This is a genomic window from Sphingopyxis selenitireducens, assembly GCF_051550705.1.
Lineage (GTDB): Bacteria > Pseudomonadota > Alphaproteobacteria > Sphingomonadales > Sphingomonadaceae > Sphingopyxis.
On sequence record NZ_JBPULG010000002.1, the window covers coordinates 760,632 to 780,291 of the forward strand.

Below are 19,660 nucleotides of genomic sequence, written 5' to 3' on the forward strand. Positions count from 1 at the left end.
CTTCGAAACAATTGCTGGGGGAAGTCGCCGATGAAGCAAGTTGCGGACCGGAAGACAAAGCGGAAAGAGGTTCAGCTCTTCCTGTTCCTTACCGTCGTGCTTTTTCCTGTGCTCGCGATCGGGATCGTTGCCGCTTATGGCTTCATGGTCTGGATGTGGCAGCTGGTCAGCGGCCCCCCGGGATTATGACAGACAAGGTGGTGTTTTCGTCCGATCGGCGCGCTTTTTTGCGCGGCAAGGCGGAAGTCGACCCCATCTTTCGTCCGCCTTGGGCCATCGCCGAAGCCGAGTTTCTGGATGCGTGCACCGGATGTGACTCCTGCGTCACCGCTTGCCCCGAACACGTGCTGATCGCGGGTGAGGGCGGCTATCCCCATTTCGATCCGTCGCGGGGCGAATGCGTGTTTTGCCGACAATGCGTCGACGCATGCGAGACCGGGGCGCTAGACGGTGCGCGCGATCGGCCATGGGCGATCAAAGGAGAGATTGCCGCCACCTGCCTCGCGCGGAACGGAGTAACCTGTTTCAGTTGTCGCGACGCGTGCGGCGAGGCGGCGATCCGCTTTCGTCCGGCGCTGGGCGGCGCGCACCCGGACCTCCACCAGGCGCGATGCACCGGCTGCGGCGCGTGCGTTGGTGTGTGCCCCGTATCCGCGATCACATTGTCGGTGCCGGAGGCCGCTCATGGTTGACGAAGTCCATATCGCAAGTTTCATCGTTCACCACCAGCCGAGCGCAATGGCTGCCGTGGAGCGGCTGGTTGGCGATATGCCCGGCGCCGAGATCGCGGCGCGCGAAGGAGGGCGCTGCATATTGCTTCATGAATGCGACAGCCCCCGCGAACTGATCGCCTGCATGGATGCGGTGCAGGCGATCGCGGGCGTGATCAGCGTCAACCTTGTCTATCATCATGCCGAGCCGCGCGCCGCGCTCGATGATCTCCTCCCGTCCTGGGCCGAAGAAGGAACCTCCTTATGACGACGCGACGCGACTTCATCCGGGCGAGTGCGGTCGGCGCAGCGGCGACGACAGCCAGCATCGCGGTGCCCGCGCACTTTGCCGAAGCGGCGACCGCGGCCCCGCCGACCGAGGTCAAATGGTCGAAGGCGCCGTGTCGATTCTGTGGCACCGGCTGCGGCGTGCAGGTTGCGGTACAGGACAATCGCGTCGTCGCGACGCACGGCGATGCCGATGCCGAGGTCAATCGCGGGCTCAATTGCGTCAAAGGCTATTTCCTGTCGAAGATCATGTACGGCAACGACCGGCTTACCACGCCTTTGTTACGCAAGAAGGGGGGGCAATACGCCAAGGATGGCGATTTCGAGCCGGTGAGCTGGGACGAGGCGTTCGACGTGATGGCGGCGCAGTTCAAGCGCGTATTGAAGGCCAAGGGCGGCACCGGGATCGGCATGGCGGGATCGGGCCAATGGACCGTCTGGGAAGGCTATGCCGCGAACAAGCTGATGAAGGCGGGGTTCCGCTCGAACCATATCGATCCCAACGCGCGGCATTGCATGGCCTCGGCGGTCACCGGCTTTATGCGGACCTTCGGCATGGACGAGCCGATGGGCTGCTATGATGATTTCGAGGCCGCCGATGCCTTTGTGCTCTGGGGCTCGAACATGGCGGAAATGCACCCGATATTGTGGACGCGCGTTACTGACCGGCGGCTGTCGCACGATCATGTGAAGGTCGCGGTGCTTTCGACCTTCGAGCATCGCAGCTTCGACCTTGCCGACATCCCGATCATCTTCAAGCCGCAGACCGATCTCGCGATCCTCAACTATATCGCGAACCACATCATCCAGACCGGCCGCGTCAACGAGGATTTCGTCCGCAAGCATGTGAGCTTCAAGCGCGGCAACGACGACATCGGCTATGGTCTGCGCCCCGACAATCCGCTCGAATTAAAAGCAAAGAACGCCAAGGATCCGACGGGCAGCACCCCGATCGACTTCGATGCGTTCAAGGCGTTCGTAGAGCCCTATACCCTCGATTATGCCGCCGAGCTCAGCGGGGTCGAAAAGGGTTTCCTGAAGCACTTGGCAGAGCTTTACGCCGACCCGAAGGTCAAGGTGATGTCACTGTGGACGATGGGATTCAACCAGCACACGCGCGGCACATGGGCCAATAATATGGTCTATAATATCCACCTTCTGACCGGAAAAATCGCCACCCCGGGCAACAGCCCCTTTTCGCTTACCGGTCAGCCCTCGGCCTGCGGCACCGCGCGTGAGGTCGGCACTTTCTCGCATCGCCTGCCCGCCGATCTGGTCGTCACCGATCCAGAGCATCGCAAACACGCCGAGGAGATATGGAAGCTGCCCGGCGGACTGATCGTCGACAAGGTCGGCTATCATATCGTCGAACAGAACCGGATGCTGAAGGATGGCAAGCTCAACGCCTATTGGGTGATGGCGAACAACAATATGCAAGCCGGGGCGAACCTCGAGAACGAAGGCTATCCGGGCTATCGCAACCCGGACAATTTCATCGTCGTATCTGACCCCTATCCGACCGTCACCGCGCAGGCAGCCGACCTGATCCTGCCCACGGCGATGTGGGTCGAAAAGGAAGGCGCCTACGGCAATGCCGAGCGGCGAACGCAGTTCTGGCACCAACTCGTCAAGGCGCCGGGCGAGGCGCGGTCCGACCTGTGGCAGCTCATGGAGTTTTCCAAGCGCTTCACCACCGACGAATGCTGGCCCGCCGACCTGCTCGCCGCGAACCCGGCGTATAAGGGCAAGACGCTGTTCGAAGTTCTCTATCGCAACGGCAAGGTCGACCGATTTGCCCCCGGCGAGGTCGAGGCGGGCTATGCCAATGACGAGGCGGCGGCGTTCGGCTTCTATCCGCAGAAGGGATTGTTCGAGGAATATGCCGAATTCGGTCGAGGTCACGGCCACGACCTCGCGCCCTTCGACGAATATCACAAGGCACGCGGGCTACGTTGGCCGGTCGTCAACGGCAAGGAAACGCGCTGGCGTTACAAAGAGGGCACCGACCCCTATGTGAAGGCGGGGACCGACTGGCAATTCTATGGCAACAAGGATGGCCGCGCGGTGATCTGGGCGCTGCCCTACGAGCCCCCCGCCGAATCGCCCGACGCCGAATATGATTTGTGGCTCGCGACCGGCCGCGTGCTTGAGCATTGGCATTCGGGATCGATGACGATGCGCGTTCCCGAACTCTACAAGGCGTTTCCCTCGGCCGTCGTCTTCATGAACCCCGACGACGCCAAGGCGCGCGGGCTGAAGCGCGGCGATGAGGTGAAGGTCATTTCGCGCCGCGGCGAAATGCGCAGCCGCATTGAAACGCGAGGTCGCAATCGCGTGCCGACGGGGCTGGTGTTCGTGCCCTGGTTCGATGCGGCGCAGCTGATCAACAAGACGACGCTGGATGCGACCTGCCCGATCTCCAAGCAGACCGATTTCAAAAAATGTGCGGTGAAGGTGGTGATGGCCTGAGAGGGAGGATCGTGATGCGTTTGCTGTTATATCTGATCGCCGCCGTCAGCCTTGCCGCCTGCGGTTCGAAGCATGAGGAAACGCCGCGGAAGGCACCCGGCGCACCCGTGGTCATCACCGCAGCCGGACAGGTCGATGCGTTGCGCCGAGGAGTCCCGATCGACAAGGAAGCATCGCCGCTACCAATGGCACGCGTTGAGAATTTCGACCGTGTCCGTCCGGTTAATTACGAGATGCAGCCTCCAACGATCCCGCACGCGATCGACAATTATCAGCTCACCGTGAATACCAATCGGTGCATGCTCTGCCACACCCGGTCGAACGCACGGAAATTCCAGGCGCCGCCCGTCAGCGATGCGCATTATCTGACGCGCGACGGCAAGGTCCTCGAACAAATCTCGTCGCGCCGCTATTTCTGCGTCCAGTGCCACGTCGTCCAGACCGACGCAGAGCCCTTGGTCGGCAACCGGTTTGAGGGGCTCAACCAGACACTCGCAAAGGAGGAAACGCCATGATCGGCAATCGGCTTCGCGCGATCGGGGGAAGCGTCTGGGGCTGGATCAAGCCGTTCTGGGATACATTGCGCCGGCCCGCCGTTCATTTGAGCCTTGGGTTCCTGACGCTGGGGGGCTTTATTGCCGGGATCGTCTTCTGGGGCGGTTTCAATACCGCGATGGAGGCAACGAACACTGAGGCATTCTGTACCGGCTGTCACGAGATGAACGACAATGTGTTCGCCGAGCTCAAGACGACGATTCATTATAATAATCGCTCGGGCGTCCGTGCGGTCTGCTCGGACTGCCATGTCCCGCACAATTGGACCGACAAGATGGGCCGGAAGATGCAGGCGTCGAAAGAAGTATGGGGCAAGGTTTTCGGTACAATCGACACGCGCGAGAAGTTTCTCGACAAGCGCCTTGAGCTTGCCAAGCATGAGTGGGCACGACTGAAGGCCAATGACTCGCTCGAATGTCGCAACTGCCATCAATATGATTCGATGGATCTGACCCGGCAGGCGCCTCGCGCCGCATGGATCCATCAAAACTACCTTGGTACCGGCAAAAATACCTGCATCGATTGCCACAAGGGCATCGCACACCATCTGCCCGATATGAAAGGCATTCCGCAGGGTTGAGGCTTCGTTCCGGAAGTGGGCACCACTTATACCGCCGGTATATGTGGGGCCGGTATTTGGCGGACAGGGTGGGATTCGAACCCACGGTGAGCTTGCACCCACGGCGGTTTTCAAGACCGCTGCCTTAAACCACTCGGCCACCTGTCCGTTGCCCGACGCAATAACGTCCGCGCGCCATGCGGCAAGCGAAACCTTTCAACCTCGATCCGTCGCGCAAATGACTCAGACTGTCTTGCCCCTGGATGGCCAAGGCACGTGCATCTGTGTCAGACATTGCTTATGGGTGGGACATGAAACGCGCTAGCCAGTTCAGAATCGGACGCCTTTTTCCGTCATTGGGCGTCGTCCTTTCGGCGTGGATGCTCACCGCATCGGCACCGCTCCACGCGCAAAGCGGCGATCCCGCTTTCGATAATTATGTCCAGTCGTTGTGGCCCAAAGCGCAGGCGCGCGGTGTGTCGCGCACGACGTTCGACCGGGTGACTGCGGGACTGCGCTATAACCCGCGCGTCATCGCGCTCGACCGCGACAATCTGGGCAGCCCGCCGAGCAACAACACCCCGATCCCGGCGTTTGCGCCCTATAAGGCGAAGCATGTCGACGCCGCGCGGATCAGCGGCGGCCGCCGCGTTCACGACCGGTTGCTGCCTTTGTTGTCGCGGATTGAACAGCGCACCGGCGTCCCGACCAGCATCATGATCGCGATCTATGGACACGAGACGGCCTATGGTCAGGTGACCGGCAATTTCGACCTGCCCGAGGCACTGGCTACGCTGGCGTATGAAGGCCGCCGCCGCAGCCTGTTCGAACCCGAATTTCTGGCGACGCTACAGATGGTCGAGCGCGGGGTGCCGCGCAACGTGCTGAAGGGCAGTTGGGCGGGTGCCTTTGGCTATCCGCAATTTCTGCCGTCGGTCTATTTGCAGGTTGCCGAAGATGGCGACGGTGACGGGCGCGCGAACATCTGGTCGAGCGAGGCTGATGCGATCGAATCGATCGGTGCCTATCTGCGCCGCGCCGGCTGGCGTGCCGGTCAGCCATGGGGCGTTGCGGTACGTCTTCCCGACGGTTTCAACCGCGCGCGGGTCGCCTCGAAGCTGGCGCCCACGCGCTGCGCGCGTGTGTTCGAACGGCACAGTCGCTGGCGTTCGATGGCCGAATGGCGCGCGGATGGAATTCAGCCGGTCAGCGGAAGCTGGCCTGACGGAAAGGTTCAGGCAGTTCTTCTCGAACCTGACGGCCCCGGAAAAACGGCCTATTTGTTGACCGGTAACTATCGTGCGATATTGGACTATAATTGTTCCAATTTTTACGCACTTTCTGTGGGGTTGCTGGCGGATGAAATCGATCGTTAAAGGCGGGCTGATGATGGCCGGGGCGATGTTGTCGCTCACCGGCTGTACGAGTATCGAAGGCAAGCGCGATAATGGTCCGGTTCCGGTGGCGAACGGCGTCGTCGATGGCGCCGCCACGCTTGGCGCGCCCTTCACGATCGGGAGTGTCACCTACACCCCCGCCGATATCCCCGATTATGACGATGTCGGCTATGCTGGCAGTTATGGAGACGAACGCGCCGGACAGCCGACCGCAAATGGCGAGACTTTCGATCCCGCGGGAATAAGCGCCGCGCACAAGACGCTGCCACTGCCGAGCTATGTCGAAGTCACGGCGCTCGAGACCGGACGAACGATATTGGTGCGCGTCAATGATCGCGGACCGATGGTCAATGACCGGCTGATCGACCTGTCGCGAGGCGCGGCCGAGCAGTTGGGACTCACCAATGGGACCGCCGCAGTCCGCGTGCGGCGCACCAACCCGCCGGCGTCTGAAAAGGCGCAACTGCGTGCGGGCAAACCGGCGGTGGAGCGGATGGCGACGCCCGACTCGTTACTCGCTATTTTACGCAACAAGATGAAGGCGTTGCCTGTCCCGACGAATGCCCCTGCCGCCGTCGCGATTGCTGCACAGCCGGCGGCTCCGATCGCGTCGGGGAAGGCGAAGCCCGGCGCCGATCGTTTCATCGTCGAGGGGCAGGGCGCTAAGCCCGCACCTCCCTCCAAACCCGCGGCGCCCGCCGTCAAACCCGCACCCGCTGTGGTCGGCAGCCATATCGTCCAGGTTGCGGCGTTCAGCAGCGAAGCCCGCGCCAATGCGGCCGCAAAATCCGTGGGCGGCACGGTGAGCAAGGCGGGAAATTTGTGGCGCGTGCGTGTCGGCCCCTTTGCCAGCGACGCCGATGCGCGGACCGCGCTTGGTAAGGCGAAGGCCAAGGGCTTCAGCGATGCCGTGATCATGCACGACCGGTGAATATCCGGCGCATGCGACACGCGAACACCATTTTGAAGAGCGGAGCGGCGGCGCTCGCCGCCTTGGCGCTTGCCGCCGCGCTGCCCGCAGCGTCGGCGGGCAACAAAAAGGCGCCCGGCGCGCCAGTCAGCCGCCCGCTCTATGTCACCCAGGCGCCGATCGTGATGCTGAAGGATCTCGATTCCGGCGCGATCCTCTTTTCGCGCGGCGCCGACAAGCGTTTTGCGCCCGCCTCTATGGCGAAGGTGATGACGGCTTATGTCGTGCTCGACCTGATCAAAAAGGGCGAGCTGGCGCGCGACAAGCAATTCACCATGACCGAGGCGATCTGGAAGAAATGGAATGGCAGCCGCGGTGGATCGACAATGTTCATCCGCCCCGGCGAGAAGGTGACGGTCGACGAGCTACTAAAAGGACTGATAACCGTTTCGGGCAATGACGCGGCCGCGCTCCTCGCAGTGGGAATTGACGGTAGCGAGGAAGAATTCGTCAAACGAATGAATGCTGTAGCACGCCAAATAGATATGTTGTCGAGCCAGTTCGGGAACCCGGCAGGCTGGCCCGATGGCGGGGTGACAAAGGTCAATGCGGCTGACCTGATCACGCTAGCCGACCGGCTGATCCGCGACCATCCCGGAGGCTATGCGCGCTATTTCTCGATCCCCAGGCTCCAGCACGGCAAATCGCCCGACGGGAAGCCGATCATCCAGCCGAACCGCAACCCGATTTTGGGTCGCTTCGTTGGTGCCGACGGGTTGAAAACGGGGCATACCGCCGAAGCGGGCTATTGCTTTCTCGGATCGGCGAAGCGCGACGGGCGTCGGCTGATCATGGTCGTCGCCGGAATGGCCAGCGAAAAATCGCGCCGCGATGAGGCCGAGCGGCTGATGACCTGGGGCTTCGAGCATTGGGAGGGACGCGAGCTCGTCCCCGCGGGCGCCAGCCTTGGCCGGATTGATGTGGGGAAGGGCGCCGCTTCGACGGTCGCGGCCGAAACGGGCATGGCGGTCCGCATGACGGTTCCCAAGGGCTATACCGGTGGCTATCGCGCGGTCATGCGCACCCAAGCCCCGCTCGCCGCGCCGATCGTGCGCGGAACGCCCATCGCCGATCTGATCGTCACGCCCGACGGCTTGCCGCCACAGGCGACGCCCCTGCTCGCCGCCGCCGACGTCGGCCCGGGTGGCTGGTGGGCGCGAACCCGCACAGGATTTTACCGGCTGACAGGCCTGTGAGCGGCCGTTTCATCACTTTGGAGGGTGGGGAAGGCGTCGGGAAATCGACGCAGATTCGCGCGCTCGCCGCCGCGCTCGCCGCGCAAGGCATCGAAGTCGTCGCAACGCGCGAACCCGGCGGCAGCGCGGGGGCAGAGGCGATCCGTTCACTGTTGATGGAGGGAGCCGACGACCGCTGGGACGCACGCAGCGAAGCGTTGCTCTTCGCTGCGGCGCGCGCCGACCATGTTGCGCGCACGATCCGCCCGGCGCTGGATCGCGGCGCGTGGGTGCTGTGCGATCGTTTCGTCGATTCGACCCGCGCCTATCAGGGCGGGGGCGGCGGCATCACCGACGCTGATATTATGCGGCTGCATGAATTTGGCTCGTTGGGGCTGCTTCCCGATCGCACCTTCCTGCTGACCGTCAGCGCCGAAGAGGCCGCGCGACGGCTTTCGGTTCGCGATGCGGGCGGCGCCGACCGGATGGGCAGCAAGCCCGCTGACTATCAGGCGCGGCTGGCCGCGCGCTTTATCGACATCGCGGAAGCCGAACCCGATCGCTGGCGCGTCGTTGACGCCGACGCCCCGGCGGACGTCGTGACGGCCACGATCCTAGCAGCACTTGCCGAGTGGCTGTCATGATCGGCCATCAGGACGCGACAAGCGCCTTTCTGGAGGCGTGGCAGGGCGGACGGCTTCATCATGCCTGGCTGCTTGCCGGTCCGCAGGGGATGGGGAAGGGCGCCTTCGCCGCGCGCGTGGCACGTTTTCTGGTGACCCATGGCAAGGCCGGGGGCGGGCAGGCGGTAGCACTCGATGACGTCGGCGACGGCGCCGCCGCGCGCCTCGTCGATGCAGGCAATCATCCCGAGATATTATCCCTGACGCGCCAGCCAAAGGACAAGAGCAAGGATCTCGCACGCAACATCACGATTGATCAGGTAAGGCAAATGATCCGCCGCCTCCACCTGTCGCTGTCGCTCGGCGATTGGCGCGTGATCATCGTCGATGCGGTTGACGATCTGGAGAATGACGGCGCCAACGCGTTGCTCAAGACACTTGAGGAACCGCCGGCACAAACCTTGTTCCTGCTCGTCAGCCATTCGCCCGGACGTTTGCTGCCGACGATAAGATCACGTTGCAGAACCTTGCGTTTTCATCCTGTTGGCTATGACGTCATGACAACATGGCTGCACGAATTGCGCCCGATGCTCGAGATGCCTGAAGTCCGGGCGATCGCCGCGGCGTCGGGAGGGGTGCCCGGCAAGGCGATCGCTCTGATCGACAGCGACGTCGCGGTGATGGAAAAGAAATTACGCGCGATCGCGGCCACCGGTGATCCGGGCAATCGGCTGCGCGAGGCATTGGCGCGCGAAGTCAGTGGAGTTGCGAACCGCACACGGCTCGAATTGGTGATCGATATCGTGCCCGGACTGCTCTCGGAACTGGCGCGCGAACGCCCAGTGACAGAGATTGGCCCGGTTCTTGCGCAATGGGACCGTGTGCAGCGCACCGTCCGCGATGCTGTGCGCGGATCCTATGACGGCGCGATGGTTGGTTTCGAGATCGGCAATTGCCTGGCCGAGCTGGCGCCGCGATCCGCGCAGGCGGCACGCTGACGCTTCCCCTTGCGCGCGCCAGAGGCTAAGGCGCGCGCATGTCTGATCCTTATTATATCACCACCGCCATCAGCTATCCCAACGGCCGTCCGCACATCGGCCATGCTTATGAGGCGATCGCCACCGACGTCATGGCGCGGTTTCAGCGTGCGCGCGGCCGCGACGTGCGACTGATCACCGGCACCGACGAACACGGACTGAAGATGGTTCAGACCGCGCGCGCTGCCGGCCGCGAAACGCTCGCATTCGCCGACGAAATATCGGGATATTTCCGCGCGATGTGCGACGGGCTGAACATCAGCTACGACAATTTCATGCGTACCTCCAGCCCCGCGCATCACGCCGCGTCGCAGTCACTGTGGCGCGCGATGGAGGCCAAGGGCGATCTGTATCTCGACCGCTATGAAGGCTGGTATTCGGTTCGCGACGAGGCTTTTTACGACGAAAGCGAACTTACCGACGGCGAGGGCGGCGTTCGGCTGTCGCCGCAGGGCACCCCGGTCGAATGGACCGCCGAGGAAACCTGGTTCTTCCGCCTGTCGGCGTATCAGGACAAATTGCTCGCGCTCTATGCCGAACAGCCCGACTTCATCCGTCCCGACAGCCGCCGTAACGAGGTTTTACGCTTCGTCGAGGGTGGGCTGAAGGATCTCAGCGTCTCGCGCACCAGCTTCGACTGGGGTGTTCCGGTTCCGGGCAGCCCGGGACATGTGATGTATGTTTGGGTCGATGCGCTCACCACCTATCTCTCGGGTATCGGCTATCCCGATCTCGAAGGCGATTTCGCGCGCTTCTGGCCCGCCGACATTCACATGATCGGCAAAGATATTGTGCGTTTTCATACTGTTTACTGGCCGGCCTTCCTGATGAGTGCCGATCTGCCGCTGCCCAAGCAGATTTTCGGTCATGGCTTCCTGCTCAACCGCGGCGAGAAAATGTCAAAGTCGCTTGGCAATGTCGTCGACCCGATGGCGCTCGCCGAGCAGTTCGGCGTCGATCCGATGCGCTATTACCTGTTACGCGAAGTCAGCTTCGGTCAGGACGGGACCTTCTCTGCCGAGGCGATCGTGCGCGCGACCAACGCCGATCTTGCGAACAGCTTCGGCAATCTGGCACAGCGCAGCTTATCGATGATTTTCAAGAATTTGGGCGGCGAACTTTCGGCGGACCATACACCCACACAGGATGACATCGATCTTCTTGCCGACGTCGGCGACATGGCCGCAGTGCGTCTGCCGCGTGAATTTGAGCAGCTCGCTTTCTCGCTGGGGATCGAAGATTGGCTGCGCGCCGTGTTCGCATGCAACCAATATGTCGATACGCAAGCGCCGTGGGCGCTGCGCAAGACGGACCCCGACCGCATGCGTGCTGTGCTGATGACCTTGTTCCAGGTCGTCCGCACCCTGGCAATCGCAATCCGCCCCGTCGTGCCGGCGGCTGCCGACGCATTGCTTGACCAGATGGGGATCGCCGACGACGCGCGCGACTACGCCGCGCTCGCCGATGCTGACTGGTTCGCGAAGCTCGCGGCGAGCGACTTCGCTGTCGGCCAGCCGGTGCCCATCTTCCCGCGCCTCGAACTTCCCGAGGCGGAAGGAGAGGACGCGGCCTGATGCTCGTCGATTCGCATTGCCACCTGAATTACAAAGGCCTGGCCGAACAGCAGGGCGAGGTGCTGGCGCGCGCACGTGACCGCGGGGTCACGGCGATGCTGAACATTGCAACGCGCGAAAGCGAGTGGGACGATGTACTCGCCGCCGCAGAGACTAACGCTGATGTCTGGGCTAGCGTCGGCATCCATCCGCATGACGCCGATCAGCATCCTGACATCGATACCGAGAAGCTGGTCGAGCGGGCCGCGCATCCCCGCGTGATCGGGATCGGAGAGACCGGGCTCGACTATTATTACGACAAGAGCGACCGCGCGCGGCAGCAGGACAGTTTTCGTCGCCATATCCATGCGTCGCAGCGAACCGGACTGCCGATCATCGTCCACACCCGCGATGCCGAAGCCGATACGTTGATGCTGCTCGGCGAGGAGATGGGCAGGGCGGTTTTCCCTGGCGTGATCCATTGCTTCACCGCGAGCGACGATTTTGCGCGGAAGGCGCTCGACCTTGGCCTCTATATCTCGATTTCGGGTATTGTGACGTTCAAGAACGCCGCTGATCTTCAGGCGACCGCGAAATGGTTGCCGCAGGAGCGGCTGCTGATCGAAACCGATTCCCCCTTTCTTGCTCCGGTGCCGCACCGAGGCAAAACCGGCGAGCCGGCCTTCGTTGCCGACACGCTGGCGTTTCTCGCCGACCTGCGCGGTGAAGACAGGGAAGCGCTAGCGGCAGCAACCAGCACCAATTTCTATACTCTTTTCAGCAAGGCGGCGGCATGACGTCATATAGCGCATGAAGGTCCGCATCCTTGGCTGCGGGACCTCTTCGGGCGTCCCGCGGATTGGCAACGACTGGGGCCAGTGCGACCCCGACAATCCGCGCAACCTGCGTAGCCGCGCCTCCATCCTGATCTCGCTCGGCGGCTTTCGGCTGCTCGTCGACACCAGCCCCGACATGCGATTACAGCTTCTTGACGCCGAAGTGGGGGAGGTCGATGCGATCATCTGGACGCATGAGCATGCCGATCATTGCCATGGTCTCGACGACCTGCGCCAAATCATGCATTTGCGTGGTTCGGCGGTCCCCGCCTATGCCCGCGACCATGTACTCGATATCCTGAAATGGCGCTTCACTTATGCCTTTGCGGGCAATGCCGGCTATCCGGCGTCGGTCGATCCGATCGAGTTGATGGATCATCAATCCATTGGCCCGATCGAAGTGTCAGCGATCGAAATGCCGCACGGGCCGATCAAGGCGACCGGGCTGATCTTCAGCGATGGCGCGCATAAGATCGCCTATGCGACTGATTTTTCAAAGTTTACTGATGAGATGGTAGACTTTTTCCAAGGCGTTGATCTGTTCGTGATCGACGCACTGCGCCGCTACCCGCATCCGACCCATCCGCATCTGGCGATGTCGCTCGCGGCACTCGACAAGATTGGAAATCCACGCGCGATCATCACGCACATGGATAACACGATGGATTATGACGATCTGGCGGACGAATTGCCGGCCGGCGTCGAACCGGGTTATGACGGGCTGGAGGTGCAGTTATGAACGGTGACACGACGGTTCAGATGATCTGGTTCGCCGGAGCGTTCGCGCTGGTGCTGAGTTCGCTGCTCGCTCGGCGGCTCCCGATGAAAGACTGGATGAAAATGGCTCTCGCATGGGTCGCGATTTTCGGGCTGGTTTTCCTTGTCGTTCGTACCTGGCAGGTGATGGCGTGACGCCACCCAAGGTTGCTTACGTCATCAATTCGCTCGAGGGGGGCGGGGCAGCGTTGCCGGTGCCCGCAATCCTGGAGGTGTTGCGCGGCTGCGGCGCAGAGGTCAGAGTGCTGGCACTGACGCGTCGCGACGCCCGGGCGCTGCCCGCGATGGAGGCGGCGGGACTCGACGTTCGGATTCGCAATGGCGGCGAAACCGATCATCTTGCCGCCGCCCGCTGGCTGACGCAGGAACTTCGCGTATGGAATGCGACCCATATGTGGACGTCGCTCAGCCGCGCGACGATCCTCGGACTGTTGCTGGCCCCCAAATTGGGCATTCCCGTCGTGTCATGGCAGCACAACGCGTTTTTGAAGCCGTGGAACACGCGCTTGATGCGCCTGTTGCAGAAGCGCGCAGCACTGTGGGTCGCCGATTCACGATCCGTCGCCGAATTGACTGCCACGCGGCTAAAAGTATCGCCCGATCGGCTCGAAACCTGGCCGATCTATGCCGCGGATCCCACTATGCCGCAGGCCCAGCCTTGGCAGCCAGGTGAAACGCTACGCTTGGGCAGTCTTGGCCGGCTGCACCCTGCAAAAGGGTATGACATATTGATCGAGGCGCTGGCACTGCTCCGCGCCGAAGGCTTTACGTCGCCGGTTCCATTCGACATCGCCATCGCGGGCGACGGAGGGCAATCCGAACAACTAATGGCAGCGGCGCGCTCGGCCGGGGTTGAGGCGCTGCGCTTCACTGGGTATACGGCCGACCCGCGTTCATTTCTGGCCGGATTGCATCTTTATCTGCAGCCATCGCGCCGCGAAGGCTTTTGCATCGCAGGCCATGAAGCGCTGACCGCAAGTTTGCCGGTGATCGCGTCCCGCGTTGGCGAACTGGCATTTTCTGTCCGGCCAGACGTCAACGGATGGTTGGTCGATCCCGAAGATGGACCCGGGCTGGCCGCCGCGCTCCGCGATGCCCTGTCGAGCCCACCCCGGCTTGCAGAATATGGGCGGGCAGCGCGCACGCAGATACTGGAAGATTATTCGCAGGCGCGTTTCGAACAAACGGGCAGGGCCATCTGGGACCGGGTCGATTGAGCTGGAACTGCGCAAGCAGAAGCATGTTTTGCGGTCCGGATACCGCATTGGCCAATATCACTCCCGATCGGGAAAATGGGTACGTTGCGGCCATGCCGTCGCCCTCCCCAAAAAGTACGCCCACCCGGTCGAAACCGGGCGGGCGTCAGATGAAGAGCTGAGTTTCCTGAAAGGAAGAGCTCCCTTGGGTCGCTCGGCGCAGATAGCTTCGCAGACGGGACGATAATTGTACGGCAACGCCAAAAAAAGGGATCGACGCAAAGCGCGAGCCTAACGGCATTTCACAGCGGCTAACGTGACGTCAGTCATCTTTCGGACCAGCTAGCATTCACCACCCACGGCGGACTTTGTCGCGGGGCACATGGGCTGAAAGGGAAGAATATGAGACGAACCTGGCTGGTTACCGGCTGTTCGCGCGGTTTCGGGCGCGCGCTGGCAGAAGCGATTCTGGACGCGGGCGACAATTTGCTGGCGACGGCGCGCGACCCCGGGATGTTGGACGGAATGGCCGCTGGAAGGTCCGGCCGTCTTGTGACAGCGCCTCTGGACGTGACCGATGAGACGCAGGCAGCGGCTGCAGTGAATGCGGCGATCGCGGCGTTTGGCTCGCTCGATATATTGGTGAACAACGCCGGATATGGCGATATTGGTTCGTCGAAGATACGCCCATTGTTTCTTTTCGGCAGCAAATCGAAACCAATTTATTTGGTACCATCATCATGACCAAGGCCGCCATTTCCCATATGCGTGAGAAGCGGCGAGGGCATATCGTTCAGTTTTCGTCCGTCGGTGGGCGGCTTGGCGCCCCTGGCCGCGCGGCCTATTCGGCGGCCAAGTGGGGCGTGGAAGGCTTCTCGGAAGTGCTGGCGCAGGAAATGAAACTTGTCGGCGTCAAGGTCAGCATTGTCGAGCCCGGAGGGTTCCGGACCGATTTTGCGGGACCATCAACGACGATCAATAGCGGCCGCCCGGAGTATGACGAGGTGGTGGGAAAAGCTGGGCGTATGCAAGCCGCCTATCATGGCCGTCAGCCGGGAGATCCGCACCGCGGCGCCGCGGCTATCCTGAAACTGGTTGCTATGGAGAATCCGCCACTTCGTCTGCCTCTCGGGAACGACGCGGTGACTGCGATCGCGCTGTCCGATCAGAAGCGACTGGATGAATTGGAGCGCTTCCGCCCGCTGAGCGTCTCCACCGACTTTCCGGCGTAACGCGGCCCTCACAGCACATCACGACAGCTAACATGCCTTTATCGCGAACGAAGCTAAGATCGCGATATCTGGAAGAGGCTTCAAGGAGCAAGTCATGAAGAATTTTTCGCCTGAAGCCATCGCGTCCGATCGACGGGGCTTCTTGCGTGGCAGCGCGTTAGTCGCGGCCACGGTCGTTAGCGGCGTCGCGCAAGCCCGCACGATGACCGCCCAGAGGGGGGACCAGTCGCCCATGTCTCCGTCCTTTGGCCCGATCCGCCAAATCGACGCCGGGGTACTCAACATTGGCTATATCGAAATGGGCCGCGCATCAGGCACCCCGATCCTGCTGTTCCACGGCTGGCCTTATGCGATTGACGCCTTTGCCGAGGTGGCACCTTTGTTGGCAACGAGAGGCTATCGGGTCATCGTGCCACATCTTCGCGGACACGGCACCACGCTGTTCCGGTCGGAGGCGACCCCGCGTAACGCGCAGCAGGCGGCGCTCGCCGCCGACGGCATCGCACTCATGGACGCGCTGCGGATTCCGAAAGCGATCGTCGCGGGTTTCGATTGGGGCGCTCGAACAGCCGATATCATGGCGGCGCTCTGGCCCGAACGCTGCACGGCGCTCGTCTCGGTCAGCGGCTATCTGATTGGTAGCCAGGCGGCGAATGCCAAGCCGCTTCCGCCCGCCGCCGAACTGCAATGGTGGTATCAGTTCTATTTCGCGACCGAGCGCGGCAAAGCCGGATATGCCGCGAACACCAACGCCTTCAACAAGCAGATCTGGCAACTCGCTTCGCCAAAATGGGCGTTCGACGACACCACATTCGAGCGTTCGGCTGCCTCGTTTGCCAATCCCGATCATGTCGAGATCGTGATCCACAATTACCGCTGGCGACTGAGCCTTGCCGATGGCGAGCGTCAATATGACGCGCTCGAGGCGAAGCTGGCGGCGGCGCCCGTCATTTCGATCCCGGCGATCACGATGGAAGGTGATGCGAATGGCGCACCGCATCCGCAGCCGGCACAATATCGCGCCAAATTCTCCGGTCCCTATGCCCACCGCCTGATCACAGGTGGCATCGGCCACAATCTGCCGCAGGAAGCGCCGGCCGCGTTCGCGCAGGCGGTGCTCGACGTCGCGAAGCTCGCACGATGAGCGGGGTACGAAAGCTCGGCGCCGCGGCGCTGATCGCCTCGACGCTGCTCTTCGGTGTGTCGGGGGGCGTCGCCGCGTCGCGGGCGGAGGAGAATGCATCGCCGATCTTTGGCGTGAAGCTTCCAAAGGGGTATCGCGACTGGAAACTGATCAGCGTCGCGCAGGAGAACGGCCGGAACAACGATATCCGCGCCATTCTGGGCAACGAGATCGCGGTCAAGGCCTTCCGGGACGGCAAGCGCCCCTTTCCCGACGGAGCGATCATCGTCCGGCTCGCTTGGCGATACGAATCCTCGGCGCGCAACGACAAGGTGTTCCCGGCGCCGCAGTCGTTCGTCGCGGGGGCGCCGACCAATGTGCAGGTCAGCGTCAAGCATGCAAAGCGCTATGCCGCGACCGGCGGCTGGGGCTACGGCCAGTTCGAGGACGGCCGGCCGAATCCCGACGAAGCGCTGACCCGGTCCTGCTTCGCCTGTCACCAGAAGCTCGAGACGCTCGACCCCGGCACCGATCTGGTCTTCACCGCCTATTCGCGCTGATCTGCGCGAGACGGCTCCGCGCAAGACGGCCTATATCCCGAAACAGGAACGGCCGGTCATGTCGCGGACATGACCGGCCGGGAGTGCACGCCGGAACTTCCGGGGGATGAGAGAGCCGGCGACGCGCTCCTATGGGGCGGTCGCCGCCCGTTCGATGAGGCGGGCCACCTCGGGCGCATGCGACACCATCACGACGTGCGAAGCACCCTTGACCACGACGGTCTGACGCGACTTGGCACGCTCGGCCATGAAACCCATGGCGACGGGCGGAATGTTTTTGTCGCCGTCGCCATAGATGAACCACGAAGGCAGATGCTTCCACGCGGGCGCGGTCGACGCCTCGGACAGCGCCGCCTCGGCTACCGGACGCTGGCCGGCGGCCATCAGCCGCGCTTCTGGGGCTGGCACATCGGCGGCGAACTGATCGTGAAAGCGCGCCTGGAGAATATAGAGATCGTTGCCCCCGCTCGTCAGTTTGACCGGCGGCGCGAGCGCGGGGCCGAGCGTGCTGCCGGGGAACTGTCCGGTCAGTCGGAGCGCAGTCTCGCCGGTGTCGGGCGCAAAGGCGGCGACATAGACCAGTCCTTTCACGTTCGTCAGCCCTTCGGCGGCTTCGCTGATGACCGAGCCGCCATAGGAGTGGCCGACCAGCACCACCGGGCCCTCGATTCCCTTTACGACATCGGCGACCACATCGGCGTCGGCGCGGACGCCGCGCAGCGGGTTGGGGGCCGCGACCACCGTGTAGCCGCCCTGCTGCAGGATCGGGATGACGCGGTTCCAGCTCGATGAATCGGCGAAGGCGCCGTGGACGAGAACGATGGTCGGTTTGGCGGGTGCAGCCTGTGCCTGCGCTCCGGTGGCGAACAATGCCGCGGCGAGCATAAGCCCGCCGGGGATGATCCTCTTTTTCATATGCTTCTCCTGATGTCGGAAATTGGCTCAGACGAGCGCCACGACGGCGTCGATGTTGCCCTTGATCGCCTTCGAATAGGGGCAGGTGCGGTGTGCGGCCTCGATGATCTGGCGCGCGACATCGGGGTCGACCCCGGGGACATGGACGTTGAGGCGGGCGGCGAGCGAATAGCCGTCATCGCCTTGGCGAAGCTCGACTTCGGCATCGATCGCAAGGTCGGCGGGCAGCACGATGTTCCTAGCCCTGGCGGCGATAGCCATCGCGCCCTGGAAGCAGGCGGACCAGCCTGCCGCAAACAATTGCTCGGGGTTGGTTCCCTTGCCGGGGCCGCCCGGCGTCGACAGCCTGACGTCGAGGCGGCCGTCGCTGCTCTTCGCGGCGCCGTCGCGGCCGCCCGTCACATGTACGGCGGCGGTATAGAGGGTCTTGGTAGCGGACATTGTAGTTCTCCTTCGGGGTGGTTAGCGTCAGCGAAGCGGACGGAAGGCCGCGCGGACCTCTTCGGCGAACAGTTTCGGCTGTTCCCAAGCGGCGAAATGCCCGCCGTCGCCGGCTTCGTTGAAATAGGTGAGGTTGCTGTAGCAGCGCTCGGCCCAGCTTCTCGGCGCACGGAAGATTTCCCCGGGGAAGACGCTGACCGCGACCGGCATGTCGATGATGCCGCGCGCATTGAAATTGTTCGAATGATCTTCCCAATAGATGCGCGCCGCCGAGGCGCCGGTGCCGGTCAGCCAATAGAGCGAAATATCGTCGAGAATCGCGTCGCGCCCGAGCACGCGTTCGGGCTGGCCATCGGCATAGACCCACTGTGCAATCTTCTCATACATCCATGCCGCCATGCCGACCGGCGAGTCGACCAGCGAATAGCCGATCGTCTGCGGCCGCGTGTTCATCATCGCCGCATAGGCAGAATTGTCGCGATAGAAGGCTTCGAGCTGGTCGAACGCGCCTCGCTCCTTCGCCGTCAGTCCTGCGGGCGCCGGATCTCCCGCCGCGAGCGTGCGGGCGACATCGGCGGGGACCACGGCGGGCATGTTGAGATGGATGCCGGCGAGCCCCGGTACATGCTGGAGCGCCATGCGCTGCGAGATCACCGATCCGCAATCGCCGCCCTGGCTGACGTAGCGGTCATAGCCGAGGCGCAGCATCAGCGTCGACCAAGCGCGCCCGATATGATCCGAGCCCCAGCCGGGCACCGTCGGTTTGCCCGAAAAGCCGAAGCCCGGGATCGACGGGATGACGAGGTGGAACGCGTCTTCCGCCTTTCCGCCATGCGCGGTCGGATTGGTGAGGGGGTCGATCACCCGCATGAATTCGAGGATCGAGCCCGGCCAGCCATGCGTCAGGATCATCGGCATCGCCTTGTCATGGCGCGAGCGGACGTGGATAAAGTGGATGTCGAGTCCGTCGATTTCGGTGATGAACATTGGCAACGCGTTCAGCCGCGCCTCGACCTTGCGCCAGTCATAGTCGCCGGCCCAATAGCGCGTCATTGCCTCGAGCGTCTGACGGCGCACGCCTTGGCCGTCGTCGGCGACCGGCTGCGCATCCGCCCAGCGGGTTTCCGCGACGCGTCGCTTCATCGCCGCAAGGTCAGAATCGGGGATCGCTATTTTGAACGGCCGGATCGCGGTATTGCTTGTGCGAGCCATGGAGGGGACGGCGGCCATAGCGCCGAGTGCGG

General features: G+C 62.9%; 23 protein-coding genes and 1 tRNA gene. 20 read left to right on the top strand and 4 right to left on the bottom strand.

Annotated features, from left to right (window positions below; genetic code table 11):
* Window positions 1-30: 30 nt before the first annotated feature.
* From napE to ACSYDV_RS09465, 6 genes are read left to right on the top strand one after another with little or no spacing between them, the layout of a single operon-like run.
* Window positions 31-189, top strand: a complete 159-nt coding sequence (napE, locus tag ACSYDV_RS09440) for a periplasmic nitrate reductase, NapE protein (RefSeq protein WP_438323541.1) — start codon at window positions 31-33, stop codon at window positions 187-189.
* On the top strand, window positions 186-692 hold the full coding sequence (gene napF, locus ACSYDV_RS09445; RefSeq protein ID WP_438323542.1) for a ferredoxin-type protein NapF: 507 nt from the start codon (window positions 186-188) through the stop codon (window positions 690-692). The genes napE and napF overlap by 4 nt, the downstream gene beginning before the upstream one ends.
* Window positions 685-978 (top strand): chaperone NapD, encoded by a 294-nt coding sequence (locus tag ACSYDV_RS09450; protein WP_438323543.1) that lies wholly within the window; start codon window positions 685-687, stop codon window positions 976-978. The genes napF and ACSYDV_RS09450 overlap by 8 nt, the downstream gene beginning before the upstream one ends.
* The gene (gene napA, locus ACSYDV_RS09455; RefSeq protein ID WP_438323544.1) at window positions 975-3,467 is read left to right on the top strand and encodes a periplasmic nitrate reductase subunit alpha; all 2,493 of its coding nucleotides are present in this window, start codon (window positions 975-977) and stop codon (window positions 3,465-3,467) included. Before ACSYDV_RS09450 ends, napA begins: the two co-directional genes overlap by 4 nt.
* 14 nt (window positions 3,468-3,481) lie before the next feature.
* Window positions 3,482-3,982 carry a nitrate reductase cytochrome c-type subunit gene (locus ACSYDV_RS09460; RefSeq protein WP_438323545.1) on the top strand — a complete coding sequence of 167 codons (501 nt, stop codon included), beginning with the start codon at window positions 3,482-3,484 and terminating at the stop codon, window positions 3,980-3,982.
* Window positions 3,979-4,602 carry a cytochrome c3 family protein gene (locus ACSYDV_RS09465; RefSeq protein ID WP_438323546.1) on the top strand — a complete coding sequence of 208 codons (624 nt, stop codon included), beginning with the start codon at window positions 3,979-3,981 and terminating at the stop codon, window positions 4,600-4,602. Before ACSYDV_RS09460 ends, ACSYDV_RS09465 begins: the two co-directional genes overlap by 4 nt.
* A 57-nt stretch (window positions 4,603-4,659) precedes the next feature.
* Here ACSYDV_RS09465 and ACSYDV_RS09470 read toward each other — a convergent pair.
* A tRNA-Ser gene (locus tag ACSYDV_RS09470) sits at window positions 4,660-4,749 on the bottom strand.
* A 212-nt stretch (window positions 4,750-4,961) separates the two neighbouring features.
* On the opposite strand from ACSYDV_RS09470, the gene ACSYDV_RS09475 reads away from it, so the two are divergent.
* From ACSYDV_RS09475 to ACSYDV_RS09540, 14 genes are all read left to right on the top strand, one after another.
* Window positions 4,962-5,957, top strand: coding sequence for a lytic murein transglycosylase (locus ACSYDV_RS09475; protein ID WP_438323660.1), 996 nt, complete (start codon window positions 4,962-4,964; stop codon window positions 5,955-5,957).
* Window positions 5,941-6,909: a septal ring lytic transglycosylase RlpA family protein gene (locus ACSYDV_RS09480; RefSeq protein ID WP_438323547.1), complete on the top strand. Its 969-nt coding sequence runs from the start codon at window positions 5,941-5,943 to the stop codon at window positions 6,907-6,909. Before ACSYDV_RS09475 ends, ACSYDV_RS09480 begins: the two co-directional genes overlap by 17 nt.
* Before the next feature lie 11 nt (window positions 6,910-6,920).
* Window positions 6,921-8,144: a D-alanyl-D-alanine carboxypeptidase family protein gene (locus tag ACSYDV_RS09485; protein ID WP_438323548.1), complete on the top strand. Its 1,224-nt coding sequence runs from the start codon at window positions 6,921-6,923 to the stop codon at window positions 8,142-8,144.
* Window positions 8,141-8,767 carry a dTMP kinase gene (gene tmk, locus ACSYDV_RS09490; RefSeq protein ID WP_438323549.1) on the top strand — a complete coding sequence of 209 codons (627 nt, stop codon included), beginning with the start codon at window positions 8,141-8,143 and terminating at the stop codon, window positions 8,765-8,767. The genes ACSYDV_RS09485 and tmk overlap by 4 nt, the downstream gene beginning before the upstream one ends.
* Entirely contained in the window at window positions 8,764-9,744 is a 981-nt protein-coding gene (locus tag ACSYDV_RS09495) for a DNA polymerase III subunit delta' (protein ID WP_438323661.1), read from the top strand. The genes tmk and ACSYDV_RS09495 overlap by 4 nt, the downstream gene beginning before the upstream one ends.
* 38 nt (window positions 9,745-9,782) lie before the next feature.
* Window positions 9,783-11,357 carry a methionine--tRNA ligase gene (metG, locus tag ACSYDV_RS09500; RefSeq protein WP_438323550.1) on the top strand — a complete coding sequence of 525 codons (1,575 nt, stop codon included), beginning with the start codon at window positions 9,783-9,785 and terminating at the stop codon, window positions 11,355-11,357.
* Entirely contained in the window at window positions 11,357-12,133 is a 777-nt protein-coding gene (locus ACSYDV_RS09505) for a TatD family hydrolase (protein ID WP_438323551.1), read from the top strand. Before metG ends, ACSYDV_RS09505 begins: the two co-directional genes overlap by 1 nt.
* A gap of 13 nt (window positions 12,134-12,146) precedes the next feature.
* Window positions 12,147-12,911 carry an MBL fold metallo-hydrolase gene (locus tag ACSYDV_RS09510; RefSeq protein WP_438323552.1) on the top strand — a complete coding sequence of 255 codons (765 nt, stop codon included), beginning with the start codon at window positions 12,147-12,149 and terminating at the stop codon, window positions 12,909-12,911.
* Complete coding sequence (locus tag ACSYDV_RS09515; RefSeq protein WP_438323553.1) at window positions 12,908-13,084, top strand: hypothetical protein; 177 nt, start codon at window positions 12,908-12,910, stop codon at window positions 13,082-13,084. The genes ACSYDV_RS09510 and ACSYDV_RS09515 overlap by 4 nt, the downstream gene beginning before the upstream one ends.
* On the top strand, window positions 13,081-14,166 hold the full coding sequence (locus ACSYDV_RS09520; RefSeq protein WP_438323554.1) for a glycosyltransferase: 1,086 nt from the start codon (window positions 13,081-13,083) through the stop codon (window positions 14,164-14,166). The genes ACSYDV_RS09515 and ACSYDV_RS09520 overlap by 4 nt, the downstream gene beginning before the upstream one ends.
* A 381-nt stretch (window positions 14,167-14,547) precedes the next feature.
* On the top strand, window positions 14,548-14,889 hold the full coding sequence (locus tag ACSYDV_RS09525) for an SDR family NAD(P)-dependent oxidoreductase (protein ID WP_438323555.1): 342 nt from the start codon (window positions 14,548-14,550) through the stop codon (window positions 14,887-14,889).
* Complete coding sequence (locus ACSYDV_RS09530) at window positions 14,883-15,377, top strand: SDR family NAD(P)-dependent oxidoreductase (RefSeq protein ID WP_438323662.1); 495 nt, start codon at window positions 14,883-14,885, stop codon at window positions 15,375-15,377. Before ACSYDV_RS09525 ends, ACSYDV_RS09530 begins: the two co-directional genes overlap by 7 nt.
* A 94-nt stretch (window positions 15,378-15,471) precedes the next feature.
* Window positions 15,472-16,521, top strand: a complete 1,050-nt coding sequence (locus tag ACSYDV_RS09535; protein ID WP_438323556.1) for an alpha/beta fold hydrolase — start codon at window positions 15,472-15,474, stop codon at window positions 16,519-16,521.
* Window positions 16,518-17,060 (top strand): cytochrome P460 family protein, encoded by a 543-nt coding sequence (locus ACSYDV_RS09540; RefSeq protein ID WP_438323557.1) that lies wholly within the window; start codon window positions 16,518-16,520, stop codon window positions 17,058-17,060. Before ACSYDV_RS09535 ends, ACSYDV_RS09540 begins: the two co-directional genes overlap by 4 nt.
* Window positions 17,061-17,189: 129 nt before the next feature.
* Here ACSYDV_RS09540 and ACSYDV_RS09545 read toward each other — a convergent pair whose 3' ends face one another.
* From ACSYDV_RS09545 to ACSYDV_RS09555, 3 genes are read right to left on the bottom strand one after another with little or no spacing between them, the layout of a single operon-like run.
* On the bottom strand, window positions 17,190-17,975 hold the full coding sequence (locus ACSYDV_RS09545) for an alpha/beta fold hydrolase (RefSeq protein ID WP_438323558.1): 786 nt from the start codon (window positions 17,973-17,975) through the stop codon (window positions 17,190-17,192).
* A 27-nt stretch (window positions 17,976-18,002) separates the two neighbouring features.
* Complete coding sequence (locus ACSYDV_RS09550; protein ID WP_438323559.1) at window positions 18,003-18,416, bottom strand: organic hydroperoxide resistance protein; 414 nt, start codon at window positions 18,414-18,416, stop codon at window positions 18,003-18,005.
* 27 nt (window positions 18,417-18,443) lie between these two features.
* A complete protein-coding gene (locus tag ACSYDV_RS09555; RefSeq protein WP_438323560.1) occupies window positions 18,444-19,628 on the bottom strand; it encodes an epoxide hydrolase family protein in 1,185 nt (394 codons plus the stop codon).
* Between the last annotated feature and the right edge of the window lie 32 nt (window positions 19,629-19,660).

Bases quoted from the DNA above. Each gene is read 5' to 3' on its own strand.
- ACSYDV_RS09525 (WP_438323555.1), top strand. From the start codon at position 14,548: ATGAGACGAACCTGGCTGGTTACCGGCTGTTCGCGCGGTTTCGGGCGC.
- ACSYDV_RS09535 (WP_438323556.1), top strand. From the start codon at position 15,472: ATGAAGAATTTTTCGCCTGAAGCCATCGCGTCCGATCGACGGGGCTTC.
- ACSYDV_RS09550 (WP_438323559.1), bottom strand. From the start codon at position 18,416: ATGTCCGCTACCAAGACCCTCTATACCGCCGCCGTACATGTGACGGGC.
- napE (WP_438323541.1), top strand. From the start codon at position 31: ATGAAGCAAGTTGCGGACCGGAAGACAAAGCGGAAAGAGGTTCAGCTC.
- metG (WP_438323550.1), top strand. From the start codon at position 9,783: ATGTCTGATCCTTATTATATCACCACCGCCATCAGCTATCCCAACGGC.
- ACSYDV_RS09485 (WP_438323548.1), top strand. From the start codon at position 6,921: ATGCGACACGCGAACACCATTTTGAAGAGCGGAGCGGCGGCGCTCGCC.
- ACSYDV_RS09460 (WP_438323545.1), top strand. From the start codon at position 3,482: ATGCGTTTGCTGTTATATCTGATCGCCGCCGTCAGCCTTGCCGCCTGC.
- ACSYDV_RS09465 (WP_438323546.1), top strand. From the start codon at position 3,979: ATGATCGGCAATCGGCTTCGCGCGATCGGGGGAAGCGTCTGGGGCTGG.
- ACSYDV_RS09505 (WP_438323551.1), top strand. From the start codon at position 11,357: ATGCTCGTCGATTCGCATTGCCACCTGAATTACAAAGGCCTGGCCGAA.
- ACSYDV_RS09495 (WP_438323661.1), top strand. From the start codon at position 8,764: ATGATCGGCCATCAGGACGCGACAAGCGCCTTTCTGGAGGCGTGGCAG.
- ACSYDV_RS09510 (WP_438323552.1), top strand. From the start codon at position 12,147: ATGAAGGTCCGCATCCTTGGCTGCGGGACCTCTTCGGGCGTCCCGCGG.
- napF (WP_438323542.1), top strand. From the start codon at position 186: ATGACAGACAAGGTGGTGTTTTCGTCCGATCGGCGCGCTTTTTTGCGC.
- ACSYDV_RS09480 (WP_438323547.1), top strand. From the start codon at position 5,941: ATGAAATCGATCGTTAAAGGCGGGCTGATGATGGCCGGGGCGATGTTG.
- ACSYDV_RS09555 (WP_438323560.1), bottom strand. From the start codon at position 19,628: ATGGCTCGCACAAGCAATACCGCGATCCGGCCGTTCAAAATAGCGATC.
- napA (WP_438323544.1), top strand. From the start codon at position 975: ATGACGACGCGACGCGACTTCATCCGGGCGAGTGCGGTCGGCGCAGCG.
- ACSYDV_RS09450 (WP_438323543.1), top strand. From the start codon at position 685: ATGGTTGACGAAGTCCATATCGCAAGTTTCATCGTTCACCACCAGCCG.
- ACSYDV_RS09540 (WP_438323557.1), top strand. From the start codon at position 16,518: ATGAGCGGGGTACGAAAGCTCGGCGCCGCGGCGCTGATCGCCTCGACG.
- ACSYDV_RS09475 (WP_438323660.1), top strand. From the start codon at position 4,962: ATGCTCACCGCATCGGCACCGCTCCACGCGCAAAGCGGCGATCCCGCT.
- ACSYDV_RS09515 (WP_438323553.1), top strand. From the start codon at position 12,908: ATGAACGGTGACACGACGGTTCAGATGATCTGGTTCGCCGGAGCGTTC.
- ACSYDV_RS09545 (WP_438323558.1), bottom strand. From the start codon at position 17,975: ATGAAAAAGAGGATCATCCCCGGCGGGCTTATGCTCGCCGCGGCATTG.